The 20,019-nt window shown below is 65.6% G+C and carries 14 protein-coding genes; 1 reads left to right on the plus strand and 13 read right to left on the minus strand.

The features are described from left to right. Window positions 1-231 precede the first annotated feature (231 nt). The 13 genes from G8O24_RS19395 to hpaR all read right to left on the minus strand — a co-directional run bounded on the left by G8O24_RS19395 (window position 232) and on the right by hpaR (window position 19,097). Entirely contained in the window at window positions 232-1,866 is a 1,635-nt protein-coding gene (locus tag G8O24_RS19395) for a tetratricopeptide repeat protein (protein ID WP_188102041.1), read from the minus strand. Window positions 1,867-2,120: 254 nt separating this feature from the next. Next, complete coding sequence (locus G8O24_RS19400; protein WP_188102042.1) at window positions 2,121-2,999, minus strand: transglutaminase family protein; 879 nt, start codon at window positions 2,997-2,999, stop codon at window positions 2,121-2,123. Next, window positions 2,996-5,521: a circularly permuted type 2 ATP-grasp protein gene (locus tag G8O24_RS19405; RefSeq protein WP_188102044.1), complete on the minus strand. Its 2,526-nt coding sequence runs from the start codon at window positions 5,519-5,521 to the stop codon at window positions 2,996-2,998. Before G8O24_RS19405 ends, G8O24_RS19400 begins: the two co-directional genes overlap by 4 nt. A 27-nt stretch (window positions 5,522-5,548) precedes the next feature. Then, the gene (locus G8O24_RS19410; RefSeq protein ID WP_188102045.1) at window positions 5,549-8,818 is read right to left on the minus strand and encodes a transglutaminase family protein; all 3,270 of its coding nucleotides are present in this window, start codon (window positions 8,816-8,818) and stop codon (window positions 5,549-5,551) included. A 217-nt stretch (window positions 8,819-9,035) separates the two neighbouring features. Next, window positions 9,036-10,340 carry a methyl-accepting chemotaxis protein gene (locus G8O24_RS19415; protein ID WP_188102047.1) on the minus strand — a complete coding sequence of 435 codons (1,305 nt, stop codon included), beginning with the start codon at window positions 10,338-10,340 and terminating at the stop codon, window positions 9,036-9,038. Further along, window positions 10,318-10,839 carry a PAS domain-containing protein gene (locus G8O24_RS19420; RefSeq protein WP_188102049.1) on the minus strand — a complete coding sequence of 174 codons (522 nt, stop codon included), beginning with the start codon at window positions 10,837-10,839 and terminating at the stop codon, window positions 10,318-10,320. Before G8O24_RS19420 ends, G8O24_RS19415 begins: the two co-directional genes overlap by 23 nt. Before the next feature lie 182 nt (window positions 10,840-11,021). Then, complete coding sequence (locus G8O24_RS19425; RefSeq protein WP_188102050.1) at window positions 11,022-12,545, minus strand: UxaA family hydrolase; 1,524 nt, start codon at window positions 12,543-12,545, stop codon at window positions 11,022-11,024. A 97-nt stretch (window positions 12,546-12,642) separates the two neighbouring features. After that, a complete protein-coding gene (locus G8O24_RS19430; RefSeq protein WP_188102052.1) occupies window positions 12,643-13,419 on the minus strand; it encodes an HpcH/HpaI aldolase family protein in 777 nt (258 codons plus the stop codon). Between the two features lie 235 nt (window positions 13,420-13,654). Beyond that, a complete protein-coding gene (locus tag G8O24_RS19435; RefSeq protein ID WP_188102054.1) occupies window positions 13,655-14,383 on the minus strand; it encodes an ABC transporter ATP-binding protein in 729 nt (242 codons plus the stop codon). Next, complete coding sequence (locus G8O24_RS19440; RefSeq protein ID WP_188102055.1) at window positions 14,383-16,161, minus strand: branched-chain amino acid ABC transporter ATP-binding protein/permease; 1,779 nt, start codon at window positions 16,159-16,161, stop codon at window positions 14,383-14,385. Before G8O24_RS19440 ends, G8O24_RS19435 begins: the two co-directional genes overlap by 1 nt. Beyond that, a complete protein-coding gene (locus G8O24_RS19445) occupies window positions 16,158-17,030 on the minus strand; it encodes a branched-chain amino acid ABC transporter permease (protein WP_188102057.1) in 873 nt (290 codons plus the stop codon). The genes G8O24_RS19440 and G8O24_RS19445 overlap by 4 nt, the downstream gene beginning before the upstream one ends. A 113-nt stretch (window positions 17,031-17,143) precedes the next feature. Continuing rightward, window positions 17,144-18,289: an ABC transporter substrate-binding protein gene (locus tag G8O24_RS19450; protein ID WP_188102059.1), complete on the minus strand. Its 1,146-nt coding sequence runs from the start codon at window positions 18,287-18,289 to the stop codon at window positions 17,144-17,146. A gap of 292 nt (window positions 18,290-18,581) precedes the next feature. Beyond that, window positions 18,582-19,097, minus strand: coding sequence for a homoprotocatechuate degradation operon regulator HpaR (gene hpaR / locus G8O24_RS19455; RefSeq protein ID WP_188102060.1), 516 nt, complete (start codon window positions 19,095-19,097; stop codon window positions 18,582-18,584). Between the two features lie 114 nt (window positions 19,098-19,211). Here hpaR and hpaH point away from each other — a divergent pair, with 114 nt between their 5' ends. Continuing rightward, complete coding sequence (gene hpaH, locus G8O24_RS19460; protein ID WP_188102062.1) at window positions 19,212-20,018, plus strand: 2-oxo-hept-4-ene-1,7-dioate hydratase; 807 nt, start codon at window positions 19,212-19,214, stop codon at window positions 20,016-20,018. Window position 20,019 lies beyond the last annotated feature (1 nt).

A 20,019-nucleotide genomic window follows, 5' to 3' on the forward strand; every position in this document is an offset into this window, starting at 1 on the left:
ACTGGGGCGGCTGGCCAAATGTCGGAACAAAAATACGTAAACATCTCCCATACTGCCGCGCAGCATCACGGTTGCAGTCACGGTTCGCTACAGCCAGTGATCGGATCCGCGGGCCTGGCCGACCCGGCCAATGGCCGATGGGCAAAGCTTCCTCTGGTGGGAAAACGGCGCGAGAGCCGGATCGGCGCCGCGGTCGTCCGGGACAGCTGCACGGCGCCGCGGACGGCGGCGTCAATTCCCCTGCGCAAGGCGCGCGAGCATGCGATCGAACGCGACCTTGATCCTGCGGATATAAGGGTCCTTGTAGGGAAATTCGGGATTCTGGTCGTGCACCAGCATGGAGGCGTTGACCTCGAACACGACGAGCCGGCCATCGGGGTCGAGGGCGCAATCGATGCCGAAATAGTCGAGACCGATGCGATCGCGAATGACTCGCAACGCCCGGTCAAGGGACGCGCCGAAGACCTGCCCGGGCGCGCTCAGGAAGCGCTCCTCTTCCTCCTGCATCCAGGCGTGATGCGCCATGTCGGTTGCATCGCGATGGAGCTTCCAGTCGCCTCCGATCGCCAGATGATAGGGCAGGATCTCCTCGCCGATGAACAAGAACCTGTATTTGCGGAAAAAACCGTCGGCGGAGCGATAGTCGACATAATCGATCACGTAGCGGTCATGGTCCGCGTGCGCCGCGAGGAATGCCGTCAGCGCCGCGACGTCGGCGAGCTTCTCGAAGACGTCGCCGCCATGCATGCCGGCTTGGCGCGCCAGCACAGGAAAGGCAAGGACGAGGCCACCAGGGAGCCCCTCGCAGGCCGCAATGCGGATCGTGCGCGGCACGCGACAGCCCTCGACGTCGGCAAGCGCCAGTGCCGTGGCATCGCGCGTGGTGTTCCGGATCCTTGCGGGATCGTTGACAACGGGCTTGCCGAGGCTTGCTGCGATCGCGGCAACGAGAGGAAGCACCTCCGCGCCCTGGTCGGCGTCGGAGACGAGGTTGACGACGACATCAGCCTCGTCCGCGAGCAGGCTGCCATCGGGCGGGCTACCCGGCAACAGCGAGACAATGCTGGTCTGGTAGGCGCAATCCTTGAACAGAAATTCGACCGGCGTGTTGCCGACGAAGGGCGCAAACAACGCCAGCGCGCGGAACGCCGGCGGCGATTTGGCGGCTGGCCTGCGCAGGACCGGATGCGTGTGCACGGCGCGGGCGTAGGCGGCCTGCGCTGCCTCGAGCTCACCGCGCGCCTGACGGATGGCTCCGACCCAGTAGAAATTCTCGGCCTGCCCGGGAGCCAGCGCCACGGCCTGCTCGAACTGTATGACCGCCTCGGCGGTCTCGCCGAGCGCGAAGCAGACCTTGCCGAGCTGGCTGCGGAGCTCAGCATCCTCGGGCGTCTCCTCGAGCAATTCGAGCAACAGCGTCCTTGCGATCGCGAACTGACGGCTCGCCACCAACGCCTCAACCAGATTGGTGCGCGAGGGCCGGTGGCCGGGATTGCGCCGGAGCGCCTCGAGGTAGAGCGAAATGGCGTCCTGCGTCCGGCCGCTGCGCTGGTGAACAATACCGAGATTGCACCAGCAGGCGACGAGATGCGGCGCGATCCGCAAGGCGGCCTTGTAGTTCTCGGCCGCCGAGCCGATGTCGTCGCAGAGCATGAAGGCGTTGGCGAGGGCGGCGTGAAGGTCGGCCACGCCGTCGACCACCACACCGATCGACGCCGTCGCCGCGAGCGCGAGCCCGGCCTGAAAGATCGCGATCGCCCGCTTGATCTCGCCGCTCCGGTAGAGCTCGCGCCCCGCACGCAGCAAACTGGAAATATCAGGCGCCTCGGCTTGCGACGTCGGGAGGACCATCGATCGTGACGTCATGCGGTCTCCGGCGTGGTCGCCGTGACGGTGACACGACGACGCGCGATCGCCGGCTGTCCGGCGGCGTCCGTCAGCAATGCAGGATCCTCGACCATGGGTTCGGCTTCAGCAGGAATAACGTGAGCCAATATGTCGCGGGACAGGGTTAACGACGCATTAAACGATGGCCGCGCACCGCGGTCGGGACATGCGCAGAAACAAATCTCCCGCACGCCGATGCATTCGTTCACAAAGCGAGGCAGTGAAACTACGGATCACTCCACCAGCAGCACGTCGACGGCAACGCCGAGCTTCTGCTTCGGCGAGCCGACGATGATGCCGTCGACCGGCGAGACGTCGGAGAAGTCGCGAGCGACCGCGAGCACGATGTGGTCGTTGCCGACGAGCAGATCGTTGGTCGGATCGAAATCGATCCAGCCGAGCTCGGCCCCGCACCACAGCGACACCCAGGCATGGGTGGCGTCGGCGCCCTGCAGGCGCGGCTGGCCCGGCGGCGGAATGGTGCGCAGGTAACCGCTGACATAGGCCGCCGGCAGGCCAAGCCCACGCAGGCCTGCGATCATGACATGGGCGAAGTCCTGGCAGACGCCGTGGCGCTTGTCGAACACCTCGTTGAGCGGCGTCGAGATCACGGTGGCCTTGGGATCGTAGCGAAACTCGGCGCGGATGCGATGCATCAGATCGACCGCGCCCTTGATGATGCCCTCGCCGGGCGCAAAGCTCGACGCCGCATAGGCACTGACGGGACGCAGAACAGGCACCAGGGGGCTCGCAAAGACATAGCCGACCGGCGAGGATGGCCCGAGGCTCGTGGCCTCGAAGGCGATGTCGCGGATGCTCTCCCAGGACGGGCTGACGGCGTCGCGCGCCGGCGGCTTGCGCGACACGGAGATACGCGAGCGCGAGTCGATGCGCAAATTGCGGTGCGCGGCCTCGATCACGACGCTTTCGGTCAGCGTGCCAAAGAAGTCGCGGCGGACGTTGCGCTCGGACGGACGCGGACGGATCTCGACCTTGTGCGAGATCAGCTCCTGACCGTTGCCGTCCTTCGGCTCCAGCCGCAGCGTGCAGCGGGCGAAGCTGACCGGGCTCTCATATTCGTAGGTGGTGACGTGGCTGATGTCGTAGATCACGCCAGCCCCGTCAGCTTTTCCGGCCGGCTCGCATTCGGACCATGCGGGAAATAGTGCAGCCCGATCGCCTCGGCGAGGCTGAGCAGATCCTGCTCCAGCGCGAACAGCGTCTTGACCTCCAGCTTCTCGGCCTCGGCCGTGGCCAGCATGGACTGTATCGCCACCGCAAGCCGCTGCGGCCGTTCGATCAGACCGTGCTCCTTCAAGCTCGGAAGGGCCGCAATATGCTCGTTCAGGGTCGCGACCTGGAACGCCACCGAGCGCGGATTGTAGCTGTCGAGCACCGCGAGGTCGCGGACCGGCGCCAGGATCGGCGCCAGCAAATAACGCGAGCGATAGGTGATCTGGGAATCCACCAGCGTCAGAAGGATATCGAGATCCTCGTCGTCGGCCTCGTCATAGGCAAACTGCCGGGCAAAACGCGCCGTGTTGATGGCGCGTTCGGCGCGGCGTCCGATATCGAGGAAGCGCCAGCCGGCGGCGCGGTTCATGTTCTCCTGCGCCAGCCCTGCGAAGCTCGCCAGCTCCTGCAAGGTCAGCTCGGCCGCGCTCAGCACGCTGTCGTCGTCCTCGACCTCGTAGGACAGCCGCTCCGCCATCTCGATGATGACCTGCCAGGCATCCGGCGACAGCCGCTCGCGCAGGGAGGTGGCGGTGCGTTGCGCCGCGCGCACCAGCGACAGCGCCGAGCCGAAACGCGCCTCGCTCTGCAGCGCTTCGGCGACGATGCGCCCCGGCGCCGCGCGCGAGGTCTGCGAGATCGCGCCCCATGTCACCAGCAGGCGCTGGATCCGTTCGGCCGATTGCAGCGAGGCCGCGGTGCCCTTGTTGGGCCCGCTCGGCGAGCCCAACGCGCGCACCAGCCGCAGCGTCGCTTCGGCGCGCTCGAGATAGCGGCCGAGCCAGAACAGATTGTCGGCGGCACGGCTCGGCAGCACGCCGGCGATGCGGCGGATCCGCACCTTGTCGGTCGCCGGCAGCAGCGAGGCGGTCGAGACCTTCTTCTCCGAGACCACCCAGACGTCGGCCGCACGCGCGCCGTCACCCATCGACACCGCGCGCGCATCGGCCTGCTCGGCGATCCGGCAGAAGCCGCCCGGCATGATGGCCCAGCCATCAGGCGTTGCCGCCGCAAACACCCGCAGCACGAAGGGGCGCGGCGTGAGCTGCCCCTGCTCCCACACCGGCATGGTGGAGAGCCGCACCACCTCCTGGCCGACATAATCCATGCCGCGCGCGCTGATGGCCTCGACCAGGCGCTGATGGCCTGCTCCATCGAGCTCGCTCGCCAGCACCGGTCCGTTGCGGTCGAAGCCGGGCACGCCGCGCTGGTAGGCGCCTTCGATCGCGACCTCGTCGAGGCGCGACAACACCTCGTCACGCGCCGACTTCTGGCCGCACCACCAGGTCGCGATATGCGGCATCTTCAGATCTTCGCCGAGCAGGCGGCGGCTGAGCGCCGGCAGGAAGCCGAGCAGTGCCCGCGCCTCCAGGACGCCCGAGCCCGGCATGTTGGCGACGACGACGCCGTCCTTGCGCAGCACGTCGATCAGGCCGGGCACGCCGAGATGCGAGGAGGCATCGAGCTCCAGCGGATCGAGCGAATTGGAATCGACGCGGCGCAGCAGCACGTCGAGCCGCTTGAGGCCGGCAACGGTGCGGATATGGACCCTGTTGTCGCTGACGGCGAGATCGTCGCCCTCGACCAGCAGGAAGCCGAGATAGCGCGCCAGCGTCGCATGCTCGAAATAGGTTTCGCTGAAACTGCCGGGCGTGAGCACGCCGATCCGCGGCTCGTCACGATCGGCGCGCGCGCGCAGACTATCGCGGAACGCCTCGAAGAACGGCGCGACGCGCGGCACGTTCATCGACTTGTAGAGATCGGAAAAGGCGCGCGACAGCACCAGACGATTTTCCAGCGCGTAGCCCGCGCCCGACGGCGCCTGCGTACGGTCGCCGAGCACCCACCAGCGGCCATCAGGCCCCCGGCCGACGTCGGCGGCATAGATCGAAAGGTAGCGCCCACCCGGCGGCGGCACGCCGCAGACGGCGCGCAGATATTCGGGACTGCCGGCGATCGCGCCGGCGGGCAGCGCGCCCTCCGCGACCAGCCGCCCCTCGCCATAGATGTCGCGCAGCACGAGCTCGAGCAGCTCGGCGCGCTGAGTGATGCCGGCGGAGAGCTGCTTCCAGTCGGCCTCGTCGATCAGGAGCGGAAGATGGCTGAGCGACCACGGCCGGTCGGCGGAGTCGCCGGGCGCACGATAGGTGACGCCGGCCTCGCGGAGGTGACGGTCGGCCATGCCAAAGCGCCGTTCGACCTCGTCGGGCGCGAGCGCGCCGAAGGCGTCGAAGAAGCGGCCCCAGACCGCGCGCGGAGCCCCATCGGCCCCGAGAAATTCGTCGGGAATGCCGGGCAGGCGGCGATAATCGCGGACCCATTGCGCGAGGCGGCGCTGGCCGTCGCGCTGACTTTGCGCCTTACCCGCCTTGTCGTCCTGTTCGGCTGCCCCCTCGCCCATGCGCCTCTCCCTGCCCCACCATCATACTCATTGCAGAAGCGGGGTCCGCAAGTCGAGGGTCAGCGGAAATTCATTTGTGCGTTCCTCGGGCGGCGGCTGCATCGGCCCCGGCGTATGGCCGTGGTCCTGGAAGCGCGCCAGCCGCCGCGCCTCGGCCTCGTAGGTGTTGACGGGCTTGGTGTCGTAGCTGCGTCCGCCGGGATGGGCGACGTGATAGACGCAGCCGCCGAGCGAGCGGCCGTTCCAGGTATCAATCAGATCGAATGTCAGCGGCGCGTGGACCGGAATGGTCGGATGCAGGCCGGAAGCCGGCTGCCAGGCCTTGAAGCGGACGCCGGCCACGGCCTCGGCCGAACGGCCGGTGGAGGTCATCGGCAGGCGGCGGCCGTTGCAGGTGACGATGTGGCGGCCCTCGACGAATCCGTCCGCCTTGACCTGAAGCCGTTCGACGGACGAATCGACATAGCGCACGGTGCCGCCGGCCGAGCCTTCTTCGCCGAGGACATGCCAGGGCTCCAGCGCCTGCCTCAGCTCCAGCGTCACGCCGCCATGATGGACGCGGCCGAAGGCGGGGAAGCGGAATTCGAGCTGGGCCAGATACCATTCGGCCTCGAACGGATAGCCCGAGCTCTTCAGCTCGGAGAGCACGTCCTGGAAATCTTCCCAGATGAAATGTGGCAGCATGAAGCGGTCATGCAGCGCGGTGCCCCAGCGCACGAACTTGCCTTGTTGCGGCTCGCGCCAGAACTTTGCGATCAGCGCGCGGATCAGGAGCTGCTGCGCCAGCGACATGCGCGGATCCGGCGGCATTTCGAGCGCGCGGAATTCGACGAGGCCAAGCCGGCCGGTCGGGCCATCAGGCGAATAGAGCTTGTCGATGCAGATCTCGGCGCGGTGGGTGTTGCCGGTGATGTCGACGAGCAGATGCCGGAACAGGCGGTCCACCAGCCACAGCGGCGTCTGGTAGCCCGGCGGCGGCACGTGCGAAAGCGCGATCTCGAGCTCGTAGATGCTGTCATGGCGCGCCTCGTCGATGCGCGGCGCCTGGCTGGTCGGGCCGATGAAGAGACCTGAGAAGAAATAGGACAGCGACGGATGCCGCTGCCAGTACAGCACGAGGCTCTTGAGGAGGTCAGGCCGGCGCAGGAACGGCGAATCCTGCGGACTCGAGCCTCCGATCACGACGTGGTTGCCGCCGCCGGTGCCGGTGTGGCGGCCGTCGACCAGGAAGCGGTTGGCGCCGAGGCGCACCTTGCCGGCATCCTCATAGAGGCCCGAGGTGATCTCGACCGCATCGCGCCAGCTCTGCGCCGGCTGGATGTTGACCTCGATCACGCCAGGATCGGGCGTCACCTTGATGACCTCGATGCGCGGATCGAATGGCGGCGCATAGCCCTCGACATGGACCTGGAGCTGCATCTCCTCGGCCGTGGCTTCGACCGCCGCGACGAGCTCGAGATAATCCTCGATGCGCTCGACCGGTGGCATGAACGCGCAGATCACGCCGTCACGGACTTCGATCGACAGCGCGGTGCGAACCGGAATGGAGGTGTTGAGCTGCTCGGGCGCGACCCGCCGCGGTGCTTTCGGCCGCTCCGGAAGCGTGAACACCGGCAGCTTGCCGCGCGCCTCCATCGGGTCCTGCTCGACGATGTAGGGATATTGATTGGGCGGCACATAGCCGAGCGAGCCGATCGGCAGGCGCAGGCCGAGCGGAGAATCGCCCGGCATCAGGAACAGATGATTGCGCCGGAGCTGCCAGCGCTCGCTGCGCCAGCGCGGCGGCGCGTTCCAGCGCTGCACCGGCAGCACGTAGCCGCGCGGCTTGCGGAGCCCTTGGTCGAACACCCGCGCCATGCGCGCGCGATCCTCCGGGTTGGACAATTTGGAGTCGGAGGGATCGACGTTGAGAGGAAGCTCGGCCTCCTTCAACAGCCAGTAGGCGGTGTCTTCATAGGCCGGAATGATGTAGCCGGGATCGAGACCGAGGCGAGCCGCCGTGCCTTCCATGAAATCCTCGGCGTCCTCGGTCATGGCGCGTTTGGGATTTTCGATCTTGGCAATGAGGTCGGCGTTCTTCCAGATCGGCACGCCGTCCTTGCGCCAGTAGAGGCCGAACGCCCAGCGCGGCAGGCTCTCGCCCGGATACCATTTGCCCTGGCCGTAATGCAGCAGGCCGCCCGGCGCAAAGCGCGTGCGCAGACGCCGGATCAGATCGTCGCCGAGCGCGCGCTTGGTCGGGCCGACGGCTTCCGTATTCCACTCCGCCGCTTCGAGATCATCCACCGACACGAAGGTCGGCTCGCCGCCCATGGTGAGCCGCACGTCCTGCGCGGCGAGATCGCCGTCGACCAGCTCGCCGAGATCGTTGAGCCGGGCCCAGGAGTCGTCGGAGAACGGTTTTGTGATGCGCGGCGCCTCGCGGATGCGCTTCACGCTCATGTCGAACGAGAACTCGACCTCGGCGAAGCCGGCACCGCCGGAGATCGGCGCCGCCGAGCGATAATGCGGCGTGGCGGCAACCGGGATGTGCCCCTCGCCCGCGAGCATGCCCGACGTCGCGTCGAACCCGATCCAGCCGGCGCCCGGCAGATAGACCTCGGCCCAGGCGTGCAGATCGGTGAAGTCGTTCTCGACCTCAGGCGGTCCCTCGATCGGATCGATGTCGGGACGGATCTGGATCAGATAGCCGGAGACGAAACGGGCAGCGAGGCCGAGATGGCGAAAGGTCTGGATCAGCAGCCAGGCCGAGTCGCGGCACGAGCCGGCGCAGGAGGTGAGCGTCTCCTCCGGCGTCTGCACGCCCGGCTCCATGCGGATGATGTAGCTGATCTTCTTCTGCAGCTCGCGATTGAGATCGACCAGGAAGTTGACCGTGTTCGGCGCCTCGCGCGGGATCGAGGCCAGATATTTCGCGAATTGGGGATCGGGCTTGATGGTCTCGAGATATGGCGCGAGCTCGGTCTTGAGATCCTTCGGATACTCGAACGGGAAACTGTCGGCGTAAGGCTCGACGAAGAAGTCGAACGGATTGACCGTCGTCATCTGCGCCGTGAAGTCGACCTCGAATTTCAACTCGGTGGTCTTCTCCGGGAAGACGTAGCGAGCGAGCCAGTTGCCCTGCGGGTCCTGCTGCCAGTTCACGAAGTGATTGGATGGCGTGACCTTGAGCGAATAGCTCAGGATCGGCGTGCGCGTGTGCGGCGCCGGCCGCAGGCGGATGGTCTGCGGTCCCAGGTCGATCGGGCGGTCGTATTTGTAGTGCGTGACGTGGTGTAATGCGACGTAGATCGACACGGGGTGCGGTGCTCCAGCAGCTTTTTTGAGCAGAACACCGGACGTGAATGCGATCAAGCACTAACAACGGGCAGACCGTGCCTATGCAAGGTGCGGGCCGGGTACGAATGTGTGCCAAGCCCGCGGTGCTTCCCCTTTCCCCTTGTGGGCTACGGCGCGTCGCGCCACCTCCTCCCACAAGGGAAGAAGGAAAGGCAGCGTGCCCCTGGCGCGAGCCTTACGCCGCCGAGGTCAGCCGCTGCAGGAACTGCGTCACCTCGCGCCGGAGCGTCTCGACCTCGCCGTGGACGCGCTCCGAGGCGCTGTTGACGCGGGCAGCGACACGACCGGTGTCGGAGGCAGCTTCGCTGATGCCTGTGACATTGGAGGACATCTGCGACGTGCCGGCCGAGGCCTCCTGGACGTTGCGGGCAATCTCGCGGGTGGCGAGGCCCTGCTGCTCGATCGAGGTCGCGATCGAAGCGGTGATGCCGTTGATCTCGGCGATGGTCTGCGCGATCGCCTCGACGGCCGCGACCGAGTTGGTGGTCGAATGCTGCATCTCGCCGACCTTGGCGCTGATCTCCTCGGTCGCTTTCGCGGTCTGGTTGGCGAGGCTCTTGACCTCGGAGGCCACCACCGCAAAGCCGCGGCCGGCCTCCCCTGCCCGCGCCGCCTCGATCGTGGCGTTGAGTGCCAGCAGGTTGGTCTGCGAGGCGATCTCGCTGATCAGCTTGACGACGTCGCCAATCCGCATCGCGGCATCCGCCAAGCTGCGAATCTCGGCGCCGGCACGATTGGCCTCGTCGACGGCGCGCCCCGTGCTCGTGGTCGAACCGTTCACCTGGCGACCGATCTCGGCGATCGAGGACGCAAGCTGTTCGGCGGCGCTGGCGACGGTGGCGACGTTGCGCGAGGCCTGGTCGGAGGCGCTGAGCACGCCGGAGGTCTGCCGGCTGGTCTTTTCGGCCGCCGCCGCCATCTGGCCCGCGTCGGATTCGAGATCGGTCGCGGCGCCCATCAGCGTGCCTGCGACCTGATCGAGATGGGTGCCGAACTGCTTGGCGAGGCCCGCGATCTCGACCACGCGACGACCGAGGCTGTCGGTGCCGGAATTGATGACGACGGCGGAACGGCGGAACGAGCCGGGCAATCCGCGGGCGAGGATCTTGCGGAAATACTTGCCGCGGCTCGCATACTCCATCGACGCCGAGGCCTCGCGGACGAAGGCATCGGTGATGTCGAGCATGTCGTTGACCGATTTCTGGATCGCTCCGATCCGCCCGGCCTGACGATCACTGAGAATGCGTGCTTCGAGATCGCCGCCCGCCGCCTTGCGGCAGACATCGGCGACCTCGTCGACGGCGACCGCGGTGCGATGCTGGCACCAAACGGCATAACCGAGCAGCACGACGGTCGCGCCGAGCAATGCCGCAGCGGGGATTCCGGTCAAACCGAGAAGCGAGAGGGCGAAGGCAACGACGGCAAGGCCACACGCGAGCGCGGTCGTGCCTTGCGCCTTAGAGAGAGAGCACAAATTCATCGTAACCGACACCCTGTTGCTTCAATAGTCCGACCATCGCATCGAAGCTTGCGTGCATGCCCTCCTTGGCATTGGCATGCCGCGCCTCTTCCGCGCACAGCGTCTTGTAGATCGGCTTGATGCGCTCGATCTGCACGGGATCCGGCTTGCGACGGTTGGAGTGGTAGCCGACGATATTGCCGCGCTCGTCGAAGGTCGGCGTGACGTGGGCGAACACCCAGTAGTGGCTGCCGTCCTTCGCCAGGTTGACGACATAGGCGAAGATCTCCTGCTTGGCCTGGAGCGTGTCCCAGAGCAGCTTGAAGACGGCACGCGGCATGTCGGGATGCCGGATCAGGCTGTGGGGCGCGCCCATCAGCTCTTGCCAGGAGTACTTCGCCATCCGGATGAAGACGTCGTTGGCGTAGGTGATGCGGCCCTTGAGATCGGTCTTGGACACGATCAGCTCCTCCTCGCCGAGGAAGCTTTCCACGCCGGTCGGCCGTATCGCACGCGTCATCGTCGTTTCATCCTTGCGAAGGGCAACGCCTCGAAGGAGTGAGCCCACCTCGCCTGCAGGATTACGACAGGAACCATTAAGCATGGGTGAGCACGGGAACCCGTTCGGCTACGGTCGCCTCCGTAGATTTACGGGTCTGCCACTCGCAGCTCCTGCAGATTTCCGCAGTGGCCTGCGCGCGATCACATCGTCGCGCCGAGCACCCAGGGGGCGAACTCCGCGCCGCCGAAATCGAAACTCTCGCTCTTGGTCGGCTGGCCCGACGCCGTCTTCAGGATGAGGTCGAAGATGCGCTCCCCGCACTGCTGAACGCTCTCCTCGCCTTCGAGGATGGTGCCGCAATTAACGTCCATGTCGTCCTCCATGCGCTTGTACATGGGGGTGTTGGTGGCGAGCTTGATCGACGGCGCCGGCTTGCAGCCGAACACGCTGCCACGGCCGGTGGTGAAGCAGACGAGGTTGGCGCCGCCGGCGACCTGGCCGGTGGCGGCAACCGGATCGTAGCCCGGCGTGTCCATGAACACGAAGCCGCGCTTGGTCACCGGCTCGGCATAGCGCAGCACCTCGACGAGGTTGGTGGTGCCCGCCTTCGCCATCGCGCCGAGCGACTTTTCCAGAATGGTGGTGAGGCCGCCGGCCTTGTTGCCGGGGCTCGGATTGGCGTTCATCTCGGCGCCTTCGCGCGTCGTGTATTCGTCCCACCAGCGCATCAGGTCGACCAGCTTCTCGCCGACCTCGCGGCTCACCGCGCGGCGCGTCAAGAGGTGCTCGGCGCCATAGGTCTCCGGCGTCTCGGACAGGATCACCGTACCGCCGTGGCGCACGACGAGATCGCTGGCCGCACCCAGCGCCGGATTGGCCGACACGCCGGAATAGCCGTCCGAGCCGCCGCATTGCAGCGCCACGGCGAGCTCGCTCGCCGGCACGGTCTCGCGCTTGACCTTGTTGGCGTCAGCGAGTGCCTCGCGCACGAAGGCGATGCCGGCTTCCACCGTCTTGCGGGTGCCACCGACCTCCTGGATGTCCATCGCGCGCAGGCGGCCGGCAAGCTTCTGCTCCTCCATCAGGCCGCCGATCTGGTTCACCTCGCAGCCGAGGCCAAGCACGATGACGTGGGAGAAATTGACGTGCCGCGCATAGCCGCCGAGCGTGCGGCGGAGCAGCGCCAGCGGCTCGTTCTGGGTCATGCCGCAGCCGGTCTTGTGGGTGAGCGCGACCACGCCGTCGACATTGGGGAAATCGGCCAGCGGATTGTCGCCGGTGAAGGGGTTCTTCTTGAACACGTCGGCAACGAGGCTGGCGACATGCGCGCTGCAATTCACCGAGGTGAGGATGCCGATATAGTTGCGCGTGGCGACGCGGCCATCAGGGCGGCGAATGCCTTCGAAGGTCGCCGGCAGGTCGAAATTCGGTGTCGGCTTGACGTCGACGCAATAGGCGTAGTCCTTGGCGAAGTCGCCCATGCCGCAGTTCTGCACGTGCACGTGCTGGCCCGGCGCGATGGCCTGGGTGGCAAAGCCGATGATCTGGCCGTAGCGAATGATGGGCTCGCCGACCGCGATCGGCTTGATCGCGACCTTGTGGCCGGAGGGAATGCGCTCGACCGTGGTGACGCCGTCGGCCACCAATGTTCCCGGCGGCAGGCTGGCGCGCGCGATCAGCACGCCATCAGCGGGATGCAGGCGGATCACGGGGCTGATGGTCATGGCGAATCTCCTTCGGAGGCGAATAGCGAATGGGAAGTGGCGATTGGAAAAAGGGAGTAGCCATTCGCTACTCCCCATTCGCCATTCGCGAGACTTGTCAGGCCTTGCCGCCCGAGTCCTTGCGGGTCGCATTCACCTGCATCTTGGCGTAGGTGGTCATCAGGCCGACCTCGTTCGAAAGGGTGACCAGCTTGAAGCCCATGTTGATGGCGCGCGCCGCGCCTTCGGCACCGCTGCAGTGGATGCCCGGGTTGAGGCCGCGCTTGCCGCATTCCTTGATGATCTTCTCGTAGATCGCCAGGATCTCCGGCTCGGTGCGGTCGAGCTTGGGCTCGAGGCCGTAGGAGAAGCCGAGGTCGGACGGGCCGATATAGACACCGTCGATGCCCTCGACGTCGAGGATCGCCTCCATGTTCTCGACCGCCGTCTTGGTCTCCATCATCGGCAGCAGGATGGTGTCGGCGTTCGCGGTCTTCTGATAGGAGCCGGCGGTGCCGTACATGCCGGCGCGGATCGGGCCGTTGGAGCGGACGCCCTGCGGCGGGTACTTCGAATAGGAAACGAGGTTCCTGGCTTCCTGGGGCGTGTTGACCATCGGGCAGATCACGCCATAGGCGCCGCCATCGAGCACCTTGCCGATGATGCCGGGCTCGTTCCAGGGCACGCGAACCATCGGGGTGACCGGGTGCTTGTCCATGGCCTGGAAGCACTGCACCATCGACAGATAATCTTGCACGCCATGCTGCATGTCGACGGTGACGCTGTCGAAGCCGCATTGCGCGATCATCTCAGCCGAGAAGCCGGAGGGAATAGCGAGCCACGCGTTGACCACGGCCTTGCCCGACTTCCAGATTTCCTTGACCTTGTTCGCCACGTTGCCTTCCTTCTTCGTTGTTGGGACCTTCGGCACCACGCCGAGCGCCGCGACAGCACGCCTGTTGTTAGCGCCAACCGGACCGCCGCGCTACGCTCGCAATGACGCAAGACCTATGCGCTTGCCCGCCGGGCGCGAGCCTCGCGGGCGGCGACAGTATCGCCGCCCGGGTTCGTCCGGCAAGGGATGCCTCTCGCGGCGCAGGGTCCGGATCTTGCGCCCGGAACCGTCCCGGCTAGGCACTCGCCTTGGCATGGCCGCCGAGATAGGCGGCGCGAATGGCCTCATTGCCCCAGAGCTCGTCGGGCTTGCCGCCGAGCACGATGCGGCCGGTCTCCAGCACATAGCCGTAATCGGCCACCGACAGGCCCATGCGCGCGTTTTGCTCCACCAGCAGCACGGTGGTGTTGCGACGGATCTCGGAGATGATCTTGAACACGGCCTGCACGATGACGGGGGCAAGCCCGAGCGAGGGCTCATCCAGCAGCAAGAGCCGGGGCTTGGCCATCAGCCCGCGCGCAACCGCCACCATCTGCAACTGGCCGCCTGACAGGGTCCAGCCAAGCGCGTTGCTGAACTTGCGGATGTCAGGGAAGAGATCGAACATCGCATCGGCCTCGCGCGAAATCTCGGAGGTCGGCGCCCGGCGATTTGAAGCGCCGAGCATGATGTTCTCCTTCACGGTGAGACCCGGGAAGACGCGGCGTCCTTCCGGCACGTGGCTGATGCCCATGCGGACGATCGCCTCCGGGCCGAGGCCTGCGATCGACTGGCCGTCGAACAGGATGTCGCCGGAGGTCGGTTTCGCAAGGCCGGAGATCGCGCGCAGGGTGGTCGACTTGCCGGCACCGTTGGCCCCGAGCAGCGTCACCACCTGGCCCTGCTCCACGGCGCAGGTCACGCCGCGCAGCGCCTCGATCTCGCCGTAGCGCACCACGAGATTGCGGATTTCGAGCAACGGCATCATTCGCTCCCCAGATAGGCGGAGACGACGTCGGGATGACGCAGCACGGCCATGGATTCGCCGTCCGCGATGCGGCGTCCGAAATTGAGCACGGTGATGTGCTGGGCCGCTTCCGACACCAGCGTCATGTCGTGATCGATGATCAGGATGGTGAGACCCTGGGCTGCGATACGCTTGAGCAGCTCGTGCAGTTCCAGCTTTTCGGTCGAGTTGAGGCCGGCTGCGGGCTCGTCGAGCAGCAGCAGCGTCGGGTTCGAGGCCAGCGCGCGCGCGATTTCGATCAGGCGCTGATGGCCGTAGGAGAAGCTCGAGATCAGCTCGTTGGCCCGACTGCCGAGCCCGACGAAGGTCAGCGCCTCCATCGCACGCTCGGTGAGGGCGTCGTCGCCCTTCCCGACCATCGTGTTGCCCGGCCGCTCCGCACCGATCTCGACGTTTTCCAGCGCCGTCATCGAGCGAAACAGACGGATGTTCTGGAAGGTGCGGCCGAGACCGGAAGCCGTGCGCTGATGCGGCGGCATGTGGGTGATATCGGTGCCGTCGAGCACGATCTTGCCAGCGGTTGCCTCATAGAGCCCCGAGAGCACGTTGAGCGTCGTGGTCTTGCCCGAGCCGTTCGGCCCGATCAGCGCGTGCACGCCGCCGCGCTTCACCGCGATGTCGACGCCGTCGACGGCCTTCAGGCCACCGAAATGCTTCGACAGGCCGGTGACTTCCAGCACGATGTCGCCACCAATGCTCGCCGGCTTCAACTGCAACGCGGCCGCCGCCGGCACCGCCTTGACCTTGGCACGCCAGCGCGTGAAGGCATCCGCGACAAAGCCCCAGATGCCGTCGGGCATGAAGCGGATGATCAGGATCACGAACAGGCCGTAGATCGCGAGATACAGCCCCGGCACGCTCTTGAGGAAACGCAGCCATTCCGGGATCAGGATCAGAAGACCCGTGCCGATCGCGGACCCGATCGGCGACGCCACGCCGCCGAGCAGCGACATGGTCAGGAACACGATCGATTCCGCGAACGAGAACTGATCGGGGCTGACATAGGCAAAGCCGCCGGCAAACAATCCGCCCGCAAGCCCGCCCAACAGTGCACAGAGCGCGAAGGCGTAGATCTTGGTGCGGAAGACGTCGATGCCGTTGACGCCGGCCGCAAGCTCGTTGTCGCGTACCGCGCGCATGGCACGGCCGAGTTTCGTATCGGCGAGATGCCAGACCAGGTAACCGACGATCGCCAGCATCGCGACGCAGAAGGCGAGATAGCTCTGCGAGGTCTGGAACAGGTCCGGCCGCTTGATGTTGGAGACGCCGTCAGGGCCGTGCGTCAGCCAGATCGCGTTGATCATCACCAGCGTGACGATCTGCTGGAACGAGATCGTCACCATGGCGAGGTAGTGCCCGCCGAGCCGCAAGGTCGACATGCCGAGGAAGGCGCCTGCGAGCAGCGAGATCACGCAGCCGCCGACGAGACACAGCCAGAAGCTGAGATGCAGATCGTTGGTGCCGAGACCCACGGCATAGGCGCCGAGGCCAAAGAAGGCGGCCTGCGCCAGGTTGATCTGGCCGCACAGACCGAGCACCACCGAGAGCCCGAACACGGCAATTGCGAAGGTCGTGGCCTGTAGCAGGATGTTGTGGACATATCCGTCGAAGCGCATGTTGGCCGCGAGCACGACCAGGATCGCCGCGGCGATGAAATACGGCAAGTGCCGGATCACGAGCGGTTTCGAACGGATGGCGGGCGCCGGGATCGGCATGTTGTCGCTGGGAGCGCTCATGCTTTTTCCGCCACGCGTTCGCCGAAGATGCCTTGCGGCCGGAACACCAGGAAGGCGACCAGAACCAGGAACGCAAAACCGTCCTTGTACGGCACTGAAATGTAGGCCGCGCCAAAGGTCTCGATCACGCCGAGCGCAAGGCCGCCGATGATCGCGCCGGCGACGTCGCCGAAGCCGCCGATGATGGTGGCCGCGAACGCCTTCAGCGCGATGGTCGAGCCCATCTGGATCGAGACGAACAGCACCGGCGCGACGAGGATGCCGGCAAGACCGCCGAGCACCGCCGAATAGATGAAGGTGATCATGATCATGGTGGACACGGAAATGCCGAGCAGCGAGGCCATCTCCTTGTCCTGCGAGGTCGCCTGCAGCTTCTTGCCGAGCAGCGTCTTCTCGAAGAACCAGAAATTGAAGATCACGAGGCAGATGGTGACGCCGATGATGAGGAGATACTGACTGTCGAGATAGACGGGGCCTAGCTGAATGCCTGGGGTGTCGAACCAGCCCTGCAGCACCTGCGGCTGCGGGCCGTAGATCGCGAGCACCGAGTTCGCCAGCAGGATCGAGGCGCCGATGGTGGCGATGATCACGGGCAGATAGGTGCGGTGGCGCAAGGGATAATAGACGCCGAGATTGAACACGACACCGAGCAGCGCCATGCCGAGCAGCGCGACGATGAAGGCCGCCCAATAGGGCAGACCGGCCTCGACCGCGACGACCATCAGATAGGCCGCCACCATGGAGAATTCGCCCTGGGCAAAATTCACCACGTTGGTGGCACGGAAGATCAGCACGAAGCCGAGCGCAACCAGCGCGTAGACGGCGCCGATACCGATGCCGGTAAAGAGCAATTGGAGGGCGAGATCCATGACAAGCTTCTGTTGGAGAGAACGCGGCTGCTTCTGATGCCACGCGGAAGGTGGTAGGGCTCTCTCCCCCTTGTGGGGGAGAGAGCCCATCCGTTCGTGCGTCCCTGACCCGATTAGTCGTTGAACTCGATGTGCTTGTCGAAAACGATGTTGCCCTTGTCGTTCTTCACGATGTTGTAGCCGTGCAGACCGTCGCCGTTCTGGTCGAAATTGTATTCGCCCTCGGCGCCGGCAAACTTCTTGGTCGACAGGATGGCTTCGCGGATCTTGGCCGGATCGGTGGACCCTGCCTTGTTGATCGCCGCCGACAACACGTTGATCGCATCGAAGGTCCAGGAGCTCTGGTTGTCGGGCGCGACCTTGACCGCATCGCGGTAGATCTTGCCGAACGCCTTCGAGCCCTCGCTGGAATCCTCGGCATAGTCGGCGACGCCATAGGTGTTGTAGAGCGCGGGACCGGCGAGCTTCAGCGCGGTGATGTTGACGATCGAGGGCGAGCCGACCCACGGGATGTTGACGCCGAGCTGACGCAGCTGACGGGCGAAGATGCCGAGGTCGTTCTCGAAGGTGAAGTAGGAGCCGAGAATGTCGGCGCCGGACTGCTTGATCGCGAGCACGACGGGCGTGAAGTCCTGGCTCTGGTTGGCATAGCCCTGATCGAGCACCGGCGGCGCACCGAGCTTGGTCAGCGCCTCCGTCAGCGCCTTGCCGCCCGCGGTTCCGAAGGCGTCGGTCGAGTGCAGCACGGCCCATTTCTTCTTGCCGAGCGTGCTGACGCCGTACTCGGCGATGACGCGGCCGGAATAGCTGTCATTGGGGCGGAAGCGGAACAGCCACTGATTGCCCATATGGGTGAGGTTCGGATCGGTGCCGCCGATCATCACGGGCTTGCCGAGCTTCATGACGTCGGGCGAGATCGCATGGACCTGGGTCGAACGGATCGAACCGAGGAAGCCGACGATATCGGGCTGCGCGGCGAGTTTCGAGAAGGCGAGCACGATGCCGGGATTGGTGGTCTGGTCGTCCTCGATGATCAGCTCGCCCTGCTTCCCCAGAATGCCGCCGGCCTTGTTGACGGCTTCGAGCGCGAGTTTGGCGCCCTTGATGGCGTAACCGCCGGATTCCGCGGCGGGACCCGTGACGGGCGCGCACATGCCGATCTTGATGGTGGCGCTCTGCGCATGGGCGCTCTTGATGAGGTAGGGCGCGGCAATGCCGGCAGCAATTCCGGCAGCGAAGTCGCGTCTCGTCAGTCTCATTCGTTCCTCCCTGGGACCGGGCATCCTTGTCGGCCCTTCTTTGTTTGGCTTTGTGTCTGAATACAGAGCCGGATGCTACTTACGGATTCTCCCGGCGTGAGTAAATTGATATTGAGCAGTCATCGACTAAGGACGGAGAGCCACACCCCGAAGGTGCTAACCCCCGCGGCGGCGATCTATTCTCAGCCGGCTTATTCGGGCTTTTCGCGCATTGTGCGTCACGCGCGCTGCCCAAGAGCTGAGCAGCGACGGCAGGCATGCGTGATGGGCAAGTCATCATGCAAATTTGCCGTCACGCATCGTCCGTGATCTCGTCACGTGCATCCCCGGAAGCAAGGCACGCCTCCAACTCTCCGAGCATCTGCTGCAACTCGGCCAGCTTGCGCGCGCCGAAGCGCTGGGTGATCTCGGCATAGATCGCTTCCGACGTCGGTGCCACCGAGGCCATCAGCTTCACGCCTTCCTTCGAGATCGAGACCATGCTGCGGCGCTGATCCGCCTTCGCCGTCCTGCGCTCGATCAGATGGCGCGCCTCGAGATCGCGCAGGATGCGCGACAGGCTCGGCCCGAGCAGAAATGCGGTGCGCGCGAGTTCCGTGACCTCGGCAGCCCCGATCGCCGCGAGCGCGCGCAGGATGCGCCATTGCTGCTCGGTCAGGCCGTGCTCGCGCAGCGATGGGCGAAATTGCCGCATCACCGCCTCGCGCGCCCTGAGCAGCGACATCGGCAGCGAGCGCGAGAAGTCGCGCATCGGCACCTGGCGCACAGCGGGCGCGCTTACGTTCGGATCAGCCGGTTTCTTCGCCATGTTGCCCTTTTCAGACCGCGAAACGTTTGCAGTGCAGCAAGCCGGAATTGTGTTTGACGCATTCACTTAACATGTTAAGTATCTCGCAGCGCCAAGATTTTTGTCGGATCCCCGATGCCGCTGTCCAAAGACGATATCCAAGCCTGCGCTGATCGTCTGCACCAGGCGGAGAAGAGCCGCGTGCAGATCCGCCAGCTCTCGCAGGATTTTCCGGATATCACCATCGGCCATGCCTACGCGATTCAGAAGGCGTGGGTCGACATCAAGATCGCCGAGGGGCGGATCGTCAAAGGGCACAAGATCGGCCTGACTTCCAAGGCGATGCAGAGCGCACTCAACATCGACGAACCCGACTCCGGCGTGCTGCTCGACGACATGTTCTTTGCCGATGGCGGGATCATTCCGACCGAGCGCTTCATCGCAACGCGGGTCGAGGCCGAGCTCGCCTTCATCATGAGCAAGCGGCTCACAGGGCCGGATTGCACGCTGTTCGACGTGCTCAACGCCACCGACTTCGTCGTGCCGGCGCTGGAGATCCTGGATACGCGGATCGAGCGCGTCGATCCCAAGACCAAGGCGACGCGCAAGATCTACGACACCATTGCCGACAACGCGGCGAATGCCGGCATCGTGCTTGGCGGACGGCCGATCCGCCCGCTGGACGCGGACCTTCGCTGGATCGGCGCGCTCTGTTTCAAGAACGGCCAGCTGGAGGAGACCGGCCTTGCCGCCGGGGTGCTCAACCATCCCGCGACCGCCGTCGCGTGGCTTGCGAACAAGATCGCGCCGCTCGGCCTTGCGCTGGAGCCCGGTCAGGTCGTGCTGGCCGGCTCCTTCATCCGTCCGATCGAGACCCGCAAGGGCGACACAATTCAGGCCGATTATGGCGCCTACGGCTCGGTCAGCTGCTACTTCGCCTGAG

Origin of the sequence: Bradyrhizobium campsiandrae (genome assembly GCF_014529705.1) — a bacterium.
GTDB classification, from domain to species: Bacteria; Pseudomonadota; Alphaproteobacteria; order Rhizobiales; family Xanthobacteraceae; genus Bradyrhizobium; species Bradyrhizobium campsiandrae.

Coding starts and splice junctions, on each gene's coding strand:
- G8O24_RS19435 (WP_188102054.1), bottom strand. CDS start 14,383: ATGCCGTTGCTCGAAATCCGCAATCTCGTGGTGCGCTACGGCGAGATC.
- G8O24_RS19450 (WP_188102059.1), bottom strand. CDS start 18,289: ATGAGACTGACGAGACGCGACTTCGCTGCCGGAATTGCTGCCGGCATT.
- G8O24_RS19415 (WP_188102047.1), bottom strand. CDS start 10,340: ATGAATTTGTGCTCTCTCTCTAAGGCGCAAGGCACGACCGCGCTCGCG.
- G8O24_RS19405 (WP_188102044.1), bottom strand. CDS start 5,521: ATGGGCGAGGGGGCAGCCGAACAGGACGACAAGGCGGGTAAGGCGCAA.
- G8O24_RS19420 (WP_188102049.1), bottom strand. CDS start 10,839: ATGACGCGTGCGATACGGCCGACCGGCGTGGAAAGCTTCCTCGGCGAG.
- hpaH (WP_188102062.1), top strand. CDS start 19,212: ATGCCGCTGTCCAAAGACGATATCCAAGCCTGCGCTGATCGTCTGCAC.
- G8O24_RS19440 (WP_188102055.1), bottom strand. CDS start 16,161: ATGAGCGCTCCCAGCGACAACATGCCGATCCCGGCGCCCGCCATCCGT.
- G8O24_RS19395 (WP_188102041.1), bottom strand. CDS start 1,866: ATGACGTCACGATCGATGGTCCTCCCGACGTCGCAAGCCGAGGCGCCT.
- G8O24_RS19445 (WP_188102057.1), bottom strand. CDS start 17,030: ATGGATCTCGCCCTCCAATTGCTCTTTACCGGCATCGGTATCGGCGCC.
- G8O24_RS19425 (WP_188102050.1), bottom strand. CDS start 12,545: ATGACCATCAGCCCCGTGATCCGCCTGCATCCCGCTGATGGCGTGCTG.
- hpaR (WP_188102060.1), bottom strand. CDS start 19,097: ATGGCGAAGAAACCGGCTGATCCGAACGTAAGCGCGCCCGCTGTGCGC.